General features: G+C 57.4%; 18 protein-coding genes. 9 read left to right on the forward strand and 9 right to left on the reverse strand.

Annotated elements, in window-relative coordinates:
- Positions 1–485: 485 nt before the first annotated feature.
- The 9 genes from JG725_RS09705 to JG725_RS09745 form a co-directional block, all read right to left on the reverse strand.
- Positions 486–1,427, reverse strand: a complete 942-nt coding sequence (locus JG725_RS09705; protein WP_172290509.1) for an ABC transporter ATP-binding protein — start codon at positions 1,425–1,427, stop codon at positions 486–488.
- Positions 1,420–2,406 (reverse strand): ABC transporter ATP-binding protein, encoded by a 987-nt coding sequence (locus JG725_RS09710; RefSeq protein WP_172290510.1) that lies wholly within the window; start codon positions 2,404–2,406, stop codon positions 1,420–1,422. The genes JG725_RS09705 and JG725_RS09710 overlap by 8 nt, the downstream gene beginning before the upstream one ends.
- Positions 2,406–3,293 (reverse strand): D,D-dipeptide ABC transporter permease, encoded by an 888-nt coding sequence (gene ddpC, locus JG725_RS09715; RefSeq protein WP_370541638.1) that lies wholly within the window; start codon positions 3,291–3,293, stop codon positions 2,406–2,408. The genes JG725_RS09710 and ddpC overlap by 1 nt, the downstream gene beginning before the upstream one ends.
- Before the next feature lie 2 nt (positions 3,294–3,295).
- Positions 3,296–4,318, reverse strand: a complete 1,023-nt coding sequence (locus JG725_RS09720; protein WP_199377792.1) for an ABC transporter permease — start codon at positions 4,316–4,318, stop codon at positions 3,296–3,298.
- A 65-nt stretch (positions 4,319–4,383) separates the two neighbouring features.
- Positions 4,384–5,940 carry an ABC transporter substrate-binding protein gene (locus JG725_RS09725; protein WP_370541639.1) on the reverse strand — a complete coding sequence of 519 codons (1,557 nt, stop codon included), beginning with the start codon at positions 5,938–5,940 and terminating at the stop codon, positions 4,384–4,386.
- A 22-nt stretch (positions 5,941–5,962) separates the two neighbouring features.
- Positions 5,963–6,550 (reverse strand): D-alanyl-D-alanine dipeptidase, encoded by a 588-nt coding sequence (gene ddpX / locus JG725_RS09730; RefSeq protein ID WP_172290513.1) that lies wholly within the window; start codon positions 6,548–6,550, stop codon positions 5,963–5,965.
- Between the two features lie 14 nt (positions 6,551–6,564).
- Positions 6,565–7,431, reverse strand: coding sequence for a MurR/RpiR family transcriptional regulator (locus tag JG725_RS09735; RefSeq protein ID WP_172290514.1), 867 nt, complete (start codon positions 7,429–7,431; stop codon positions 6,565–6,567).
- A gap of 289 nt (positions 7,432–7,720) precedes the next feature.
- Entirely contained in the window at positions 7,721–8,485 is a 765-nt protein-coding gene (locus tag JG725_RS09740; RefSeq protein ID WP_172290515.1) for an SDR family NAD(P)-dependent oxidoreductase, read from the reverse strand.
- Positions 8,486–8,657: 172 nt separating this feature from the next.
- A complete protein-coding gene (locus JG725_RS09745; protein WP_172290516.1) occupies positions 8,658–10,085 on the reverse strand; it encodes a PLP-dependent aminotransferase family protein in 1,428 nt (475 codons plus the stop codon).
- 91 nt (positions 10,086–10,176) lie between these two features.
- Here JG725_RS09745 and JG725_RS09750 point away from each other — a divergent pair, with 91 nt between their 5' ends.
- The 9 genes from JG725_RS09750 (at position 10,177) to JG725_RS09790 (ending at position 19,005) form a co-directional block, all read left to right on the forward strand.
- Complete coding sequence (locus JG725_RS09750) at positions 10,177–10,797, forward strand: YitT family protein (protein ID WP_172290658.1); 621 nt, start codon at positions 10,177–10,179, stop codon at positions 10,795–10,797.
- A gap of 357 nt (positions 10,798–11,154) precedes the next feature.
- Positions 11,155–13,086 carry an FAD-dependent oxidoreductase gene (locus tag JG725_RS09755; protein WP_199377794.1) on the forward strand — a complete coding sequence of 644 codons (1,932 nt, stop codon included), beginning with the start codon at positions 11,155–11,157 and terminating at the stop codon, positions 13,084–13,086.
- A gap of 339 nt (positions 13,087–13,425) precedes the next feature.
- Entirely contained in the window at positions 13,426–14,283 is an 858-nt protein-coding gene (locus JG725_RS09760; protein WP_199377797.1) for a transporter substrate-binding domain-containing protein, read from the forward strand.
- A gap of 9 nt (positions 14,284–14,292) precedes the next feature.
- Positions 14,293–14,952 (forward strand): amino acid ABC transporter permease, encoded by a 660-nt coding sequence (locus JG725_RS09765; protein WP_199377799.1) that lies wholly within the window; start codon positions 14,293–14,295, stop codon positions 14,950–14,952.
- A complete protein-coding gene (locus JG725_RS09770; RefSeq protein ID WP_199377801.1) occupies positions 14,949–15,602 on the forward strand; it encodes an amino acid ABC transporter permease in 654 nt (217 codons plus the stop codon). The genes JG725_RS09765 and JG725_RS09770 overlap by 4 nt, the downstream gene beginning before the upstream one ends.
- Positions 15,595–16,407 (forward strand): amino acid ABC transporter ATP-binding protein, encoded by an 813-nt coding sequence (locus JG725_RS09775; protein WP_216660496.1) that lies wholly within the window; start codon positions 15,595–15,597, stop codon positions 16,405–16,407. The genes JG725_RS09770 and JG725_RS09775 overlap by 8 nt, the downstream gene beginning before the upstream one ends.
- The gene (locus tag JG725_RS09780) at positions 16,397–17,653 is read left to right on the forward strand and encodes a M20 family metallo-hydrolase (protein ID WP_172290520.1); all 1,257 of its coding nucleotides are present in this window, start codon (positions 16,397–16,399) and stop codon (positions 17,651–17,653) included. Before JG725_RS09775 ends, JG725_RS09780 begins: the two co-directional genes overlap by 11 nt.
- Entirely contained in the window at positions 17,650–18,348 is a 699-nt protein-coding gene (locus JG725_RS09785) for a DUF1989 domain-containing protein (RefSeq protein WP_172290521.1), read from the forward strand. Before JG725_RS09780 ends, JG725_RS09785 begins: the two co-directional genes overlap by 4 nt.
- Positions 18,349–18,414: 66 nt before the next feature.
- Complete coding sequence (locus JG725_RS09790) at positions 18,415–19,005, forward strand: cupin domain-containing protein (RefSeq protein ID WP_172290522.1); 591 nt, start codon at positions 18,415–18,417, stop codon at positions 19,003–19,005.
- Positions 19,006–19,120: the final 115 nt, after the last annotated feature.

Below are 19,120 nucleotides of genomic sequence, written 5' to 3' on the forward strand. Positions count from 1 at the left end.
CCACAGGATTTCGTCTTAATCCTAAGCTATCCGCCCGTATCGGTTTGCCCCCGTGATAACGCGTCTCAGAATAGGGGATATCGCCCGCACAAGCCAGAAAATGGGCTCAGGTTTACGTTTGATATCAACGGGCAGGAAAATGATGGGGAATGAGAATAGCGTTAATACATAAGAATTGAGTTGTCGGCGTTAATCACCATGAAAATAAGGTCTTTATCTTTATTTCACGGCATTTTTTTATCCTCTTCTTGCAAAAGTTTCGTCAAAAAATAAAAGATCTATTATTCGCAACCATCGCGATGCCATTGTCGCTTTTTTGATTTTTTCATCGAATGGGGTATTAAACATTCCGATGATATCAATCCTGGCTACGTCCCTTTCAAGGTTAAATAAATACTCTATCGCTCAGCAATAATTACCCCGGATAACAGGTTATGGTTCCTGCGCCGGCAGGAACCATGCATCCATAAGTCATCGGCTGCTCGTCAGTCGGCGCGCCAGCAGCGAACGTCCACATGTTGTACCGTGGGCGACATCGGTTGCGGCCGCTCGCAGCCTGCGGCGGCCTGCGGGCAGCGCTCGCGGAAAAAACAGCCCCGCGGCAACACGCGGTTGCCCGGCAATTCGCCCTTACGATCCTCTATCTCTCCATCCAGCGACCGATCCACGCGCGGCACGGAATCCAACAACAGCCGGGTATAAGGATGTTTCGGCGCGGTCAGCACCTGTTGAGCGCCGCCCAGCTCGACGATTTGCCCAAGATACATCACCGCGACACGGTCGCTCATATGGCGCACCACCGACACGTTGTGTGAAATCAGCACATAGGTCAGTTGGCGCTGCCGTTGCAGTTTCACCAGCAAATTGAGAATTTGCGCCTGCACGGAAATATCCAGCGCCGACGTGGGTTCATCGAGCACAATAATATCGGGCTGCGAAGAGAGCGCACGGGCGATTGAGATACGCTGGCGCTGGCCCCCGGAAAAAGCATGGGGCAGCCGATCCAGATATTCCGGGCGAATACCGACCAGTTCCGCCAGCTCCGCCGCTAACGCACGACGCTCACGTTCACCGTTGTGCTTCTGCAACCAGACCGGCTCGGTAATAATACGCCAGACGGGTAAACGCGGATCCAGTGACGACAGCGGATCCTGAAACACCATTTGCATCCCGCTGCCAAGCCATGAGGTCGGGCTGCGGGCTCGAAAACACTCGCCCGCGGCGGGGGGCAACATACCCATCAATAACTGGGCCAGCGTGCTCTTGCCGCAGCCGGACTCACCGACGATACCCAGGGTTTCCCCGCGGACAATTTGCAAATCCAGGCCATTTAACGCATGGACCTGTTCGGTGACTTTTCCACGCCAGTTTTTCCGGGCGGGAAAATTGACATGCACATCCCGTAGTTCAAGCAAAATATCAGACATGTTCAGCCTCCCGTTGCGGATGCCAGCAGGCGGCGCGTTGTTCGCCGGCGCCGCAGGATGTTAATACCGGCTGTTGCCGACAGCGCGCGTCGGCGGCAAAGCAGCGTTCGCGGAAAGCGCAGCCCGCCGGCAGCGACGCCAGATTGGGCACCGTGCCCGGAATGGCGGGCAACACCGCGCGAGGCGGCGCGTCTTCCGGCGCGCAGCGCAACAAACCGATGGAATAAGGATGGACGGGGCGGGCAATCACATCCCGCGTGGCGCCGCTTTCGATCACCGCGCCGGCGTACATCACATACAGACGATCGCAAAGCTGAGACACCACCGCCATATCGTGGCTGATAAACAATACCGCCGTACCGCGGGCGCGCGCCTTCTGCTGTAGCAGACGCAACACCTGCCGCTGTACGGTCACATCCAGCGCCGTCGTCGGCTCATCGGCAATAATCAGCGCCGGATCGCAGGAGAAAGCCAGCGCGATAATCACCCGCTGACGCATGCCGCCGGACAATTCAAACGGATAGCGCTCCATCACCCGCGCCGCATCGGAAATCTGCATTTCATTGAGCAACGCGATGGCTTTCTGCACCGCCGCCCGGCGGGAAATCGGCTGGTGCTGGCGGATCACATCGGTCATCTGCTGCCCGATACGCCGCGTGGGATTCAGCGCCGTCATCGGCTCCTGAAAGATCATCGCCACTTGCGCGCCGCGCAGCCGCCGCATCTGTTTCTCGCTGGCATTCAGCACATCCTGACCGAGCACGGTAAGACCGCCGCCGTTGATGCGATAGCTGCCGGCCGGCAACAGGCGCATAGCCAGCATGGCGGTCACCGACTTGCCCGAACCGGATTCGCCGACCACGCCGACAATTTCGCCACGTTTGACATACAGCGAGACCTGATTGAGCGCGCGAACCTCGCCGTTATATACCGGGAAACTCAGTTGTAGATTATCGATATTCAGAACGTCATCGTGCATCAGTTGCGTCCTCCGCTTTTCGGATCGAGCAGGTCGCGCAGGCCATCGCCGAACAGATTAAATCCGACGGCGGTAATCAAGATCGCCATCCCGGGGAAGGTGCAATACCACCACTGATCGAGCACATAGTTACGGCCGTTTGCCACCATCGCCCCCCACTCCGCCGTCGGCTGTTGCGCGCCGAGGCCGATAAACCCCAGCGTGGCGGCCATCAATATGGCGGTGCCGATATCCAGCGACGCCTGCACAATCAGCGGCGGCAGCGCGTTACGCAGCACGTGCCAGCTAATCAGATGCCAGCGCGTGGCGCCGAAAATTCTTGCCGCCTGTACATAGGCCAACTGCCGCACCACCAGCGTCTGGCCGCGCGCCAGACGGACATAAAAGGGAATGCGCACAATGGCGATAGCCAGCATGGCGTTAAACAGACTCGGCCCCAGCGCGGCCGCCAGCGCCATGGTCAACACCAGCGAGGGGATCGACAGCATGATATCCATGATGCGCATAATCAACGCATCGGCCCAACCGCCCACTACGCCGGAAAAACAGCCCAACAGGGAGCCAATAATGCCGGAAAACAGCACCACCGCCAGACCGGCGGCCACCGATTGCTGGCTGCCGACCAGCACGCGGCTAAAAAGATCGCGCCCCACCTCGTCCGTGCCAAACCAGTGTTGCGCCGAGGGCGGCTGCAAACGGGCGGCCAGATCGATGGCATTGGGATCCTGCGGCGTCAACCAGGGCGAAAAGATCATCAACAGCAGCATGATCAGCATAATGACGCCGCCGATCAGCGTCAGAGGGCTGCTCTTCAGCATCCAGGCGCGTTTGCCCCAGCGTTGTCGCCGTTCGCTTTGGCGCGGCGCCGCGGCCTCGTTGCTTAACATCATCATTCAGTCCCTCCACGCCCGATGCGGGGGTCGATCCATAAATAGAGCAGATCCACCACCAGATTGACCACCACATACGCCAGCGAAACCACCACCGCAAAGCCCATCACCGCCGGGAAATCCAGCGCCTGAATCGACGAGACCACATAAGCGCCCATGCCGGGCCAGGAGAAAACGGTTTCCGTCAGCACCGCGCCATACAGCAGATCGCCCAACGCCAGCCCCAGTACGGTAATCAACGGGATCAGCGCATTGGGCAACGCATAGCCCAGGATGACGCGCCAGGCCGGTAAACCACTGGCGCGCGCGGTGCGAATATAATCTTCACTGAGTTGCTCAAGCATGGCGGAGCGAATTTGACGCGCCACGATGCCCAGGTGCACAAACGCCAGCGTTATCGCGGGCAAAATCAAATGTTGCAGACTATTCCAGAAAGCCTCCCCGTTGCCGGCCAGCAGCGAGTCGATGGTATAAAAACCGGTGACCCGCGTCGGCGGATCGATCCAGTCATCGAGACGGGCGCCGCCGGGCAGCCAGTTAAGGTGCCCGTAAAACAGGACAATCACGCCTAATCCCAGCCAGAACGCCGGGGTTGAGATACCGGTTATCGCCAATAAGCGCACCAGGTGATCGAGCCAGCGATCGCGATACACCGCGGACAGCACGCCAAGCGGCACGCCCAGCATCAGCGCCAGCAGCAGAGCGAAAAAGGCCAGTTCCAGCGTGGCGGGAAAGAAAGTGCGCAAATCTTCCAGCACCGGACGGCCGGTGCGAATGGACGTTCCCAGATCGCCATGCAGTAAGTCGCTAACGTAACGGGAAAACTGAACGTACAGCGGTTGATCCAGGCCCAGCTGTCGGCGAATATGCTCGACCATGGCGTCGCTGGCGCGATCGCCGGCCAGCAACCGCGCCGGATCGCCGGGGATCAGGTGGGAAATAATAAAGGTGATGACGCAAACCCCCGCCACCACGAGTATTAGACCCCAACAGCGCTGCCGTAAAACACTCCAGAAGGTCATGTTAAAGCCCCCAGTCAAAGAATAGGGCCAGCGGCCTGACCCCGAAATAAAAGCGGTGCCTGTTGTTATTTGCTCATGGTCGCCACGTTAAACACCTGCTCCAGCATCGGGTTGAAAACAAAGCCTTTCACTTCCTTGTTCATGGCGACCTGATAGTTTTTCTGGAACAGATAAACATAGGCGGCTTCATCAATGACGATCTTCTGCGCCGCCTGGTAAGCGTTGGTACGCTCGGCCTGATCCGACGTCGCCACGGCTTGCTTGAGCAAATCGTCGACGGTTTGGTTGTCATAGAAGGAACGGTTTCCCGGCAAGCCTTTCTTATCCGACTCGAACCAGTAGTTCATGAACATATAGGGATCGGCGAAGTCGGGGCTCCAGTTGCCGATGGCGATGTCGTAATCCCCTTTCCCGACGCGGTCGCGCATGGTGGCGTTAGCCAGTTTTTCCAGCTTGACGTTAATCCCCAGCGTATTCAGATTCGCCTGGGTGGAAATGGCGATCGGTTCCCAGTTGGGATCGCTGTCCGAATAAAGAAACGTCAGGCCTTGCGGCTTAACGGCGAGCTTGTCGTAAGCCGCTTTCGCTTTGGCGGGATCCCGGCTGTACTGCATGGCTTGCGGATCGTACCCCCACAGCCCTTCCGGGATCGGGCCGCGCATCTGCTTGCCGTTCCCGCCGAGAATACCGTTTACCATGCCCGCGTAATCGGTCGACCAGGAGATGGCGCGCCGCAGATCCGCCTGGTTTAACGGCGCCTTGCCGTTGTTGAGATAGAGATACGTCACGCGCAGCGACGGATATTCATCAGTGGCGACTTTCCCCTCCTGTTTCAACGCCGCCATTTGATCGACGGGCAGCGACTCCGCAATATCAATGTCGCCGCGGGAAAGCTGTAAGCGACGCGTCGCGCTCTCGCCGATTATTTTCACCGAGACGCGTTTAAAGGCCGGTTTCGCGCCGCTATAGTGCGGATTGGGCACCAGCACCAACTGCTGCCCTTTCTGCCAGCGTTGCAACAGGTAAGGGCCGGAACCCGCCGTGTTCTCCGCCAGCCAGCCTCTGGCGTCATCGCCGCCATGCTCTTTCATCACCGCGGGGTTAACGATCGCCGCCCCCGCATTGGCCAGCGTATAGAGGAAAGGGGCAAACGGCGTACTGAGCGTGAAACGCACCGTGTAGGGGTCAACCACCTCGACGTTGAGATCTTTTGGATAGGCTTCCGACGGCCCCTGCCCGATCTTCAGCAAGCGCTCGAACGAGAACTTGACCGCCTCGGCGGTGACCGGTGCGCCATCAGAAAATTTGGCATCGTTTTTCAGTTTAAAGGTCCAGACTTTCCCATCGTCGGAAGCCTGCCAGCTTGCGGCCAAATCGCCTTCCACCTCCGTGGAGCCTTTGCCGTTTTCCGTTTTATACTGCACCAGGCGTTGATAGACGGGGTAAGTGACCGTCCAGTCATTATTATCAATGGTGACCGCCGGATCGAGCGTCTGCGGGTCGGCGGCTTTGCCGATCACCAGCATATCCTTCGGCACCGCCGCCAGTGCCGGCGTGACGATCATGGCAATGGCCGCGGCGATCAACGCCGGTCGAAACAACGAAACTGCGGTGGTAGTCATCTTCATGGCCGTACTCCTGGTTTCATAGTAAGTTGGGGGTGGTTACGTTTCGCGGTGCGATACAGCTAAAACGATCGCTTAACAGCGGGTAGGCCGTGGAGCCGGGCAGTTCAAAGTGCCACCATTCGCTGGCGATGCCGACAAAGCCGCCGCCAAACATGATGGCGTTCAGCAACAGGCGATTGCGCTGCGCCGCAGGCGGCACGCTGGGGTGATAAGGATGCGAGCGCTCATGCATCTCATCAAATTCGGTGCCCATATCCAGCAGCCGGCCGTTTTCGTCGAAAAGCGTGACGTCAACCGCGGTGCCGCGGCTGTGATTGGAACCCTGCGAGACTTCCACCACATACCGCGGATCCGGGCAGGCCAGCCACAGATACTCTTGCGCTTTCTTTGGACGATAAGCGTCGTAAACCAGCAGCCTGACGCCCGCCAGCGCGGCGATTTCCACACTGCGCCGCAGAGCGCCGGCGGCGTCAGGATGCAGTAGGCAACGATTTTCGCTGTATATGGTCTGGCCGGTAATGTTATCCGGCGTCGCATATTTCATGTCGATGCCCACCTGCGGCAACGCGGAATAAACATCAACCAATTCAATTTCTTGATTCATATAACAGACCTTGTTTAGCGTTCAAATTGTCCAAACTCCTGTTGCAGTTGGCGGTTTAGCGCCAGACGGGGCGCCAAACGCTCGCCGAGCCGTTCCACCACCGCGGAAAGCAGCAGGTTGAACAGGCAACTGAGCGGCGCCAGCGAATCCCAAAAATGACCGGTATCGGTATGCACTTGCAGCAAATCCAGCGGATAGTCACGCGCCCACGGGCACCAGATATCGGTGACCAGCGCCAGCGGCAGGTTGCGCTCGCTGGCCGCCCGGCAATACTGGCGGGCGACGGCGGAATACGCCCGGGTGTCGGTGACCACCAGGTAAGGGCGGGCAAACTCGGAGTTGAGCGACTCGACCCAGGTGCCCGACAGGCCGTCGACATAGCTGACGCGGGGACGCAGATATTCCAGATGGCTGAAAAAAGCGTTGGCGATACCGCGCGTGGACTGAATGCCTAAAATAAACACCGCTTCCGCTTCGGCCAGTTGCCGGCTCACCCGCGCAAAGGTTTCGCTCTGCGCCAGTTGATAAACCTGAGTGATGGCCTCCAGTTCAAGCTGGAGCGACTGGGAAAAACGCTCAGGCAACGCGTGCTGTTGTTGCCATGAATCGAGGCGGTCAATCACGCCCCAGGGTTTATAGGGCATGTCCGACGTATGACGCAGGCTGCTTTTGACATCTTCCAGATTGCGATAGCCCAGTCTGCGCAGGTAGCGGCCAACGGTAATCCCCGTCGTTCCGGTTGCTTTGGCGATGCTGTCCGCGGTCTCAAACGGGATCTGGGCAATATGCGTCAGCAGCCAGCCAGCGATACGTTTTCCGCTGGGCGTTTGCTGGCTAAAGCTGGCTTCAATCCTGGCAACTAACGCTGTCGTTTCCGTCATTTCCCGCCCCAATGTTATCTTTCTGTCATTAATTAAAATGCTGTTATATGGATAACAAATGCAGGGTGCGTGCCAGGTTTTATCCGGCCGGCAGAGCGGCCGTCAGGCGGCATTCGCGGTCATTAAGCGTCAAAAATCAGGTATAAAAGCGCAAAAATCGTGCAGAACCGATCCGTTTTGGTGCATGTTGGCGCCCGTGCGGGCAAAAAGAAAGGAACAGAAACGCGCTGTGGCGATGACGCACAGCGCGGCAAGGTTTTATTTACGGATTATCGACGGCCGATGCGTTTTATGCCTGCTTAGGCTGGCCGTTAGAGGCCGTTAACCCGCCGTCGACAGGAAGATTCGCGCCGGTGATATAACGCGCGTCATCGCTGGCAAGAAAGGCAATGACATCCGCAATGTCCTCAGGTTCGCCCGCCCGCTGCATCGGGATACGCTCATAGAATTTTTCCAGCAGCGCTTTATCCTGCTCCGTGTCTTCGGTAAGTTCCGTCAGGATAAAGCCCGGGCAGATCGCATTGACGCGCACGCCGTCTGCGGCATAGTCCATGGCGACCGCTCGCGTGAAATTCGTAATCGCCCCTTTCGCGGCGTTATAGCTGCTCATGCCCCAGTCGCCGCCAAGACCGGAAACCGACGAGATATTAATCACGCTGCCTTTGGTGTTGAGCAGGGCCGGCATGAAATAATGCAGGCAATAAAATACGCCGTGCAGGTCGGTGCCCATCAATTTATGCCAGTCATCCAGCGTCAGTTCATGTACGCGCCCCTGGACGATCATCCCGGCATTGTTAACCAGCACGTCGACCCGGCCGTACTCGTCCGCTACGCGCCGGGCCAGGGCTTCGACTTCGCTGGCCTCAGAGACATCGCAAGCCGCAATCAAATGTTTTCCCGACGCTAACGATGCCGCGGTTTTTTCCAGTTTTTCCTGGGTACGGCCGACCAGAACAACGCTTGCTCCTTCGCGGGCAAAACGCCGGGCCGTTCCGGCGCCAATGCCTGAACCCGCACCGGTGATAACCACAACTTTATTCTTAAAGCGTTCCACGTTGCCTCCTGTTTGTGCTGCATTTGTTAATTGTGACGTGCATCACGTATATATTTAACCTTGGCAGCCACAGGAAACTCTGCAAGAAAAAAACGTATTTTGCGGTTAATCAACTGTTTTTTATGGCAATAAAAATCTTTAAAAATGTGTCGGATAAACCAGGCGAGCAGGGTTAAACCACCATCCCCCGCCCGCCGTAGCTTCTGGTTTGCGCCAGGTTTTCCCAGAGCGGCTGGAGCCGTTCGAGCGCAATACGCATCTGTGCGGGTTCCAACGTAAACGGTAGCCTTAGATACCGTTCAAATGCCCCTTCGATGCCAAATCGCGGGCCTGCGCCGATACGGATGCCGATGGACTCGGCGCTGGCGGCGAATACGCTTGCCAGCGGTTTTGGCAGTTCGATCCACCAGGATAAGCCGCCGGCCGGCTCGGTTATCCGCCAGTCGGGAAATAACTGTTTTATCGCCGCGCTGCTGATATCCCGCTGCCGGCGCAGCGTTTCCCGGCGCCGCGGCAGAAAATTATCGGCGTCATTAAACAGGCTGATGGCCGCAAGTTGTTCCAGCACCGGACTCCCTAAATCCAACGTGGCGCGTACCTGCATCAACGCGGCGATGGTGCGCGACGACGCGCGGATCCAGCCAAGCCGCAACCCTCCCCAAAAACTTTTTCCCGCGGAACCAAGCGTAATCACTCTGTCCGCCTTATCAAAGGCCGCCAGCGGCGGCGGCGGCGGCGCGTCGAACCATAAATTCACCATGGTTTCATCCACCACAATCGTTGTGCGGGTTCGGGCCGCAATCCCGGCTACCGCCGCACGCGTTCCGGCATCCATACAGCGCCCGGTCGGGTTATGAAAATCAGGAAGCAGGTAAGCCAAACGAGGGGAAGTCTGGGCAATGGTCGCCGCCAGTCCATCGGTGTCCCAGCCGTTTTCCGGCAGACTGACGGGCACCGGGCGACACGAAGCGCCGTTGATTGCCGCCAGCGCCATCGGGTAAGTCGGATGGTCGATAACCACACGATCGCCGGGGCCGGTAAGCAACCGCAGGATCAGACCGAATCCGCTGACCGCGCCGTTCACCACCATTATCTGATCCGCCGTGGTCGGCAGCCCGCGGCCGGCGTAGTGGCGGGCAATGATCGCACGCAGCTCAGGCAGGCCCAGTTGATCGTATCCGGTGGCGCCGAGGTGCTCCGGCAGAGCGATCAGCGCGCGGGCATAGGCCTGATGGATCTCCGGGCCCGCCGTCAGGGCGGCGATGGAGAGATCGAGCGTCGGAGCCGCACCCGGTAAAGGGGAGGAGGCATTGCCGCCGTCCGGCAGTAGCGTTACCGAGCCGGAACCGTGACGACTGAGCAGATAACCCTCGTCACGCAGTCGCGCCAGCGCGGCGGCCACCGTGGTACGGCTAATGCCCAGTGCCGTCGCCAGTTCGCGCTCCCCCGGCAGCCGGCTGTCCAGCGGCAGACGACCGTCCAGAATCAACAATCGCAGGCCATCCGCCAACTGACGATAAACCGGCATGCGCGGTAAATCCTGGCGCCAGTGTCCAAGAAGCTTAATCAACGAGGCCGTACCGGTTCTGCGCTGTGCCATATCAGTCCACTTTATAAAAACTGGACCTTAATACTAAATCCATTTTGCGAGAAGGTATAGCCACGATGAATGTATTAAGGTGAAGATCATGATGGCGCGTCGCTTGCTGCAACTTTATATCGGACTGGCGTTATACGGCGTATCCACGGCAATGTTTGTGCACGCCAATCTCGGCGTCGATCCGTGGGACGTGTTTCACCTGGGCGTGGCGCGGATCTTTTCTCTGACTATTGGTATGGTGATAATCGTCGTTGGCGCATTGGTGCTGCTGCTGTGGATCCCGCTGCGTCTGCGTCCCGGACTGGGAACCGTCAGTAACGTGATTGTGCTGGGTCTGGCGGTGGATGCCGCGCTGGCTTTGATGCCGCCTCTTGAATCGCTGATGGCGCGCGGCGCACTGTTGATTGCCGCCGTAGTAATCAACGCGTTGGCGACCGGCATGTACATCGGCGCGGGTTTTGGCGCCGGGCCGCGCGACGGGTTAATGACCGGAATTCATGCCCGCACCGGCTGGTCGGTGCGTAGCGTGCGTACCGCGATTGAAGTCACCGTACTGCTGGCGGGCTGGATGATGGGCGGCACACTCGGCGTCGGCACCGTGCTTTATGCGCTGGCGATTGGCCCGCTGATCCAGCTTTGCCTGCCGTGGTTTCATATCGATCCGCGCCCGAAAAAACCGCTGACCGAACCCTCGGTGAATAATGGAATATAATAAATAATCTAATATATTTTTTATAAAATAACGTTTTATTTTATTATCTCACGACCCGATAAAGGAATAATATTAAATAGTCGAACGGTATCAAAAGAGATAAGTAGAACATATCGCGTTTAAATTTATTTATCGTCGATATTATAATGAAAAGTTGCAACTTGATTGCAAGTTAATCCATTGTAAACGAAATGTTCGCCCTTGCTTCTACATTTTATCAACAAACCCTAATTAAATAGCAACAACATAAAATATGTTCCATGATTCAAATCACAAAATAAATTAACAATAAGTCGCTATACTGAGCCTGTGTTTATTATTAAATATAAAATCACAAAAAACATAGGATACATTATCATGTATAAAAAATTATTTGAGCCTAAAAGAATAAACCAATGCGTTATTCCTAACCGGCTTGTTGTAACCGCAATGGTAGCAAATTATTGTAACACCGACGGCACCTCTTCCGATCGATACATTGCCTATCATGAGGAAAAGGCAAAAGGCGGCTGGGGGTTAATTATCACCGAAGATTACGCGGTCAATGAACATGCGATGGGCTATCAGTATATCGCCGGTTTATGGAATGACGAACAAATCGCCAGCCATAAAAAACTGACGGATACCATTCATCGCTACGACAGTAAAATCTTTGCCCAAATTTATCATGCGGGCAGACAAAGCAACGGTAAAGTCAACGGCGGGGTTCAACCCATGGCGCCGTCGCCCATTCCCTGCCCGTGGCTGAGAGAAATGCCGCGTGAGTTGTCGATTGAGGATATTCAGAATCTGGTTAAGGATTTCGGCAACTGTGCGAAAAGAGTCAAACAGGCGGGTTTTGACGGCGTAGAGATTCATGCGGGTCACGGTTATTTAATCGCCGAGTTCCTCTCTCCCTATGTCAATAAACGCGTCGATAAATACGGCGGCTGTCTGGACAACCGGGTGCGGTTTTTGAAAGAAATCTATCAGGAAGTGCGCAGCAATGTCGGGCCGGACTTTCCGGTGATGGTCCGCTTCTCGGCGTATGAAGGTTTTGTCGGCGGCCGGGACATTTCCGAATCCCGCGTGCTGGCTCAGTTGTTTGAAGAATGGGGCGTTGATGCGCTGGATGTTTCCGTCGGCGCCTATGGCGATCATAATAAATTCGGCACGGTTTCCCCGATGTATGTAGGCCATGCCTGGACCGTGCCGTTTGCGGAAGAGATAAAGAAACTGGTGAATATCCCGGTGATTACCGCCAACCGCATTAACGACCCAAGGATGGCGGATAGCATTCTGTCGATGGGCAAAGCCGATTTTATCGGTATGGGCAGAGGCTCGCTGGCCGATCCCCATTTACCCAACAAAGCCAAAGCCGGAGAATTAACCTCAATCCGCTACTGCATCGGGTGTATGCAGGGCTGTACCGGCAGTCTGTATGTGGGCGGGCCGCTAGAGTGTCTGGTCAACCCGACCCTGGGACGGGAAGGCGTGCTGGACTACACAAAAACCTCAACGCCCAAAACCGTTTTTGTCGCCGGCGGCGGGCCGGGCGGGATGGAAGCCGCCCGCGCCGCGGCGCTACGCGGGCATCGCGTGACATTGTTTGAAAAAAGAAATCAGTTAGGCGGGCAATTCCTTTCCGCCGCGTTCCCTCCCGGCAAAGGTGAATTGGCAACCTACACCGCATGGGCTATTCAGGAATTGGAAAAACTGAATATCGACATAAAATGCGGCACCGAACTGACCGAAGACATTATCCGGCAGGAAAAACCAGACACCGTTATTATTGCCACCGGCGGGAAACCGGCTATGCCGCCGATTAAAGGCGTTAATCTCCCTCATGTTGTTTTTGCGGAAGATGTTTTGTTGGGTAAGGTAATAACAGGAAATAATATTGTTATTGCCGGCGGTGGCGAAGTGGGCGGTGAAACCGCCGCGCATCTTGCCATGCAACAAAAAAATGTGACCGTTATAGAAATGCGCGACCAGATATTGCAGGAGCTTGATGGCGTCAGTAAATTACACGTTATAAATATACTGAATGAATTCAACGTAAAACAATATCTAAATACCAAAGTGGCGGAAATTACCGACACGCATGTCATTGTTGAAAATCAACAAGGACAAGTTTCTATTGAAGCCGATACCGTCGTTCTGGCATTAGGTTATGTTCCGGTTAATGAATTAGCGAAACATCTTAATCAAACCAGCAATAATGTGGTGGTAATCGGCGGCGCGGTAAAAACCAGTAATGCCATGGTGGCAATAAAAGAAGGATTCGATGCGGGTATGGCGGTGGTTTAATTCCGTCTTACACCTTATCGATTTTACGTTGTAGAAACCGGGGCGAATCCTCTTCGCCCCGTAACACAACGCAGGCCTGCGTCACGTACTCATCCTGCACGCTGGCGGTGCAATAACGCACTGCGACCAAACACCGGAAGTCGATTTTATCCCCCGCACGCTAAGGGCTTCGCGCCCTTACCTCTCTTGTCCGGTTAAATAATTCCATTTGATAACAGTAAGATATTTTCTATATCTGCATTTTCTGCGCGGAACAGTCAGTGTGGCATGTTTCATGCTTTTATAACTACATGCAAGTTACTTGAATTAAATGCACATCACTTTCAACAGGGGAATATCATGACATTACGCAAATTCGCCGCCGTATGTTACGCATCCACGTTGTGTGCGATCGGCGCGCTGGCCGTTCCTGCCCACGGCGCCGACCTGCTGGATCGGATTAGCGCTCAAAAAACCATCACCATCGCCACCGAGGCGCGCTATGCCCCCTTTGAGTTCGTTCAGGACGGCAAAATCGTGGGTTACGATGTCGACCTGATGAACCACATTTTGCAAAAGCGCCTGCCGGACGTGAAGGTGAAACAACTGGATCTGCCGTTTCAGGGGATCCTGCCGGGGCTGGATGCGAAAAAGTTCGATTTCGTGGTCACGGCCGTCACCGTCAACAAGCAGCGGATAGAACATTTTGCCTTTACGGTGCCCATCGCCGAATCCACCGTGGCCCTGCTTAAACGCGAAAACGATACGTCGATCGCCACGCTGGACGATCTCAGCGGCAAAGTCGTTGGCTCGCAGGCAGGCTCCGGTCAGTTGCAGATTTTACAAGCGTTCAATGAGCAATTGAAAGCCGGCGGCAAGCCCGGCATCAAAGAAATCAAGCAGTACGTTTCCTTTGATGAAGCCTATGCGGATTTGGCGAACAAACGGCTTGACGGCGTCGCCCAGTCGCTGGCGAATCTCGGCCCGCTGATCAAAAGCCGCCCCGGCATCTTCAGCACGCTTGAACCGATGCTTGGCCCTACCACCTATTTCGGCTGGGTCGGACGTCAAGACCAGGATAGCGCCCGGCTGGTAAAACTGTTTAGCGACGGCATTGCCGAAGCCAACCGCGACGGCACGATGAAAGCGCTGCAAGATAAATGGTTCGGCTTCACCATGACCGTTCCGGCCGATCAGATGCCTGCGCCGAGTCTGTAAGGGAGACGCATGGCCGATTTTTACGCACGGTTCCTCGCCTGGCTTCCCGACCTGCTCAACGGGGCGGCGACCACCGCGTCGTTGTGTCTGACCGCCATCGTCGCCGGCTTTTTTGTCGGCGTGGGGCTCCATCTGATGGAACGCAGCCCGATGCGGATCTGGCGGAGCATCGCCAACGCCTGGGTCAGCCTGTTCCGCGGCACACCGGTGCTGGCGCAGATGCTGCTGTGCTTTTATCTGCCCGGCGAACTGGGGCTGGAAATATCCAGCTATCTGGCCGCCGTGTTAGCCCTGACGCTCAATACCGCCGCCTATCAGTCACAAATCCTGCGCAGCGGCTTTGCCGCCATCCCGCCCGGCCAGTTGGAGGCGGCGGCAATCTGCGGTCTGAGCCCACGCCAGACCTTGTGGCGTATTCAGGTGCCGCAGGTGCTGCGCCTGACGCTGCCGTCATTAGTTTCTGAACTGATCGACGTGGTGAAAGCTTCCGCCGTGGTATCGGTTATCGCCATCACCGACCTGATGCGGGTGGGCCAGCAACTGGCCTCGTCAACCTATCAGCCTCTACAGGTGTATATCGCCACGGCGCTGGTCTACCTGTTGCTGACCAGCCTGCTCGCGCTGCTGGGCCGTCATTTTGAACGCCGCTGGGTGAAGGAAAGAATATGAACGATCTGCTTCTCTACCTGCCTGACTACCTGCGCGCGATGGGCGTCACCCTGTGGATCAGCGCCTGCTCGGCGCTGCTGGGCGCGCTGCTCGGTTTCGCCCTGCACGCGCTGTGCCGCCGGCAGCGGGCGCTCTATGCCGCGTGGCGCTTCTACGTCTGGGCGATCCGCGGCACCCCTTATCTGGCGCAGTTGGCGGTTATTTATTTCGGTCTGCCGTCGGTCGGCATCATGCTGAGCGCCATTGAAGCCACCATTTTGTCGTTGACGTTATACAGCGCCGCCTATTTTGGCGAAATCTTCCGCGCCAGTTGGCAGAGTATTGCCCGCGGCCAGTTGGAGGCGGCGGCGGCGCACAATATTTCGCCGTGGCACAGCTTCTGGCATATCCAGACGCCGCAAGCAATGCGCTTCAGTCTGCCGCTGCTCGGCAATCAGTTCATTCTGACCATTAAAGAAAGCGCGGTGGCCTCGGTGATCACCGTGCCCGAGCTCACCATGACGACCGGACAAATCGTTGCGAATACCTATACCTACGTCCTGCCCTATGCCCTGCTGATCCTGAGCTATTGGCTGCTGGCGCAGGCCGTCAGCCTGAGCATTCGCCTGCTTGGCCGCTGGCAGACTTCTAAAGGATACCCCTATGGCTGAAACCATTATCGAACTGCGCGGCGTCGGCAAGTCATTCGATGGCAACCGGGTGCTGAAAAATATCAATCTGGCCGTCGATGCCGGCGAGATCGTCACGCTGATTGGCCCGTCGGGATCGGGGAAAACCACCGCGCTGCGCTGCATGAACTTTCTGGAAGCCTATGATGAGGGGGAGATCTGGATTAAAGGCCAGCTATTGGGTTATAGCGGGCCGGGGCGCGAGCCACGGCACCGCGACAGCCCGGCGTTGATTGCCGACGTGCGCCGTCCGCTGGCCATGGTGTTTCAACAGTTCAATCTGTGGCCGCACATGACGGTGCTGGAGAACGTCGCCGCCCCGCTGGTGCTGGGGAAAAAGCTGCCGCGCCACGACGCCCGCCAACGCGCCGCCGCCGCGCTGGCGCAGGTCGGCATGAGGGAAAAGGCCGACGCCTGGCCGTCGCGCCTGTCGGGCGGACAGCAGCAGCGCGTCGGCATTGCCCGGGCGTTGGCGCTGGAGCCGGAACTGCTGTTGCTGGATGAGCCGACCTCCGCGCTCGATCCCGAACGGGTCGAGGAAGTGCTGGACGTAATAAAAGCGCTCGCCGACAACGGCATCACCATGGTGATGGTCACGCATGAAATGTCGTTTGCCGCCCATATCTCTTCGCGCATTGTTTTCATGGCCGACGGTTCGGTGGTGGAAAGCGGCCCGCCCGGTACGCTGCTCCGCGCCCCGAAAAGCGTACGCTTGCAGACCTTTCTGGCGCCGTGGTTTAAAAGCCCGTTGCAGCTTGATGAGCCGAGGTTCGCCGATGATCAGTAAACAGGCGAAAAAAGCGGCGGACTGCGTCAGGCAGTCTCGGTTACTCGACAATCTGGCGATTCTGTCGCGATTCGGCGCGCTGGCTTCCGGCGGGGTAGACCGTCAGGCCCTTTCCACGGAAGATCTGGACGCCCGGGCCTGGCTGATCGATCTGGCGCAATCGCTGGGCTGCGAGGTCTCCACCGATGACTGCGCCAACCTGTTCATTCGCCGGGCAGGACAGCAGGATCTGCCGCCGGTGGTCACCGGCAGCCATATTGATACCCAGCCATGCGGCGGCAATCTGGACGGATGTTACGGCGTGATGGCCGGCATCGAGTGCCTGAGCGCGCTCAATGAAGCCGGCATCGTCACCCAGCGGCCGCTGGAGGTCGTCGTCTGGACCAACGAGGAAGGCAGCCGCTTTGCTCCCGGCGCCATGGGCTCCAGCGCCTTTGTCAATCCAGACTTGCTGGCGGGCTATCTGGAGAACCGCGATCGGGACGGGGTCACGGTCGGCACGGCGCTGGCCGACTGTCACCGCCGTTTTGCCTCCCTGCCGCGCCGCGCCGCATACCCGATGGCGGCGTTTATCGAACTGCATATCGAACAAGGGCCGGTGCTGGAACAGGCCGGCCTGCCGCTGGCGACCGTACAAGGCATTCAGGGCGTCCGCTGGTATCAGATCCGCTGCCTCGGCCAAAGCGCCCATGCGGGCACCACGCCGATGGATCGGCGCAAAGACGCCATGACATTAGCGCGCCGTCTGGCGGATCGCATTGAGCAGAGCGTGGCCGCGGTGCCAATCGATCGGCGGCGCTTAACGTTTGGCAGCTGGCAGGTGACGCCGAACGCCATCAACACCGTGGCGAGCGAAGTCAGTTTCACCGTCGATTTCCGCCACCCCGACGACGCCGTTTTAGACCGCTTTGATGCGGCCATCGCCGCGCTTGCCGCCGACGACGTGACCGTGACGTCATTGCTGTTTCAAGCGCCGGTCGCCTTCGACCCGCATCTGCTGGCGCAGCAGCAGGCGTGCTGCGAGGTATTGGATATTCCGACCGGTCAGTTGGTTTCAGGCGCTTTCCATGACGCGATGTATCTGGCCCGGCACTGTCCGACCAGCATGTTTTTTGTCCCCAGCCGTAATGGCATCAGCCATAACCCGGCCGAATATACCGATCCCCATTCGCTTTGGCTTGGCGCCAGAGCGCTCGCCTGCTGTCTGACAGCGCTGGCAAATCCATTAACAGGAGTCAATTCATGAGCACACACCACTACCCTGCCTGCTGTGAAAAAGATAACGGCGCCGCACTGGGCACCAACGCCACCGCCACCTCGCCGATTTCCGCCGACGGCACGCCGGTTCCCGGCGAGCTGTATACGGTGCCCGCCCGCTGCGGCCGCGCCGTGCGTCTGCAAAAAGGGCAGGTTATCCGCATTATCAATACGCCGGGAAGCCAGGTGTGCGATACCTGGCTGTTCAACAGCGACGATCTGAGCGAGTTCTCATCCATGGAGCACACCCGCGCATTTATCGACAAAATCATCCCCAAACCGGGCGACGTGCTGGTCACCAACCAGCGCCGCGCCATCGGCACGCTGCTGACCGATACCTCGCCGGGGGTGCACGACACCCTGATCGCCGCCTGCGACCTGTTCCGCTACAGCAATATGGGGATCACCGAATACCACGACAGCTGCGCCGATAACATGCGCCTGGCGCTCAATGCCATCGGTCTGCGCGCCCGTGAAGTCCCGCAGCCGCTGAACCTGTGGATGAATACGCCGGTAAACCCCGATTACAGCATCTCCTGGCTACCCGCCGTCAGCAAAGCGGGAGACTATGTCGAGATCCGCGCCGAACTGGACTGCATCGTGGTCATGTCCGCCTGCCCGCAGGACATCGTGCCAATCAATGGTTGTAATCCTCAGGCGATTCATTTTAGTGTAACGGCATAATCAGCCATGCTGCCCGCTGTCAGGCGGACGACGGGCAGCGTCTACATTCACAACCGATAACTCGTTATGAAAAAAAACGGCGATACCAGCGGTACTGTACTCTCCAATCTGGGCATGCGGCTACGGCATGCCCGTCTGGCGCAAGAAATGACCTTGAAACAGTTGGCGCAGAAGGTGGAATGCTCTGAAAGCCTGCTGTCTAAACTGGAAAACGAGGTGGCGACACCCTCACTGGCCATGCTCCACCGGCTGGCGCGCTCACTGGAAACCAACATTTCAGACCTGATGGCGGAAAACTGGGTGACGGATTCGCCGGTGCTTAAACCGGAGCAACGGCGGCGAAAACGTTTTCTGCAACGCAATAAACAGGGCGGCATCGAACTGGAAAACCTGACCTATCACCATAAGGGCGGTCTGTTACAGGGAAATATCCACATCATTGAGCCAGGCGTCGCCAGCGATGGCCTGATTGAACACCACGGCGAAGAGATGGGATATGTGCTGTCCGGCGATATCGAACTGTATCTGGGCGAAGAAACCCATCGTTTAGCCGCCGGGGATTCCTTTTATTTCCCCAGCCACATCCCTCACGGCTACAGCAACATTGGCAAAACGGTTGCCCATGTGCTGTGGGTCAATACGCCCGTTACGTTCTGAATCGCGCAGCCCCACGCGCCGCAATCCCCTCAGTCTGGCCGGCAGCCGCCCGGCCAGGCATCCCCCGCTGAAAAGCCGCCGCTGTCGATCCGACTCTGGCTATTTCCCGATCCAC

The organism is Brenneria sp. L3-3C-1, from assembly GCF_016456245.1.
GTDB lineage: Bacteria > Pseudomonadota > Gammaproteobacteria > Enterobacterales > Enterobacteriaceae > Brenneria.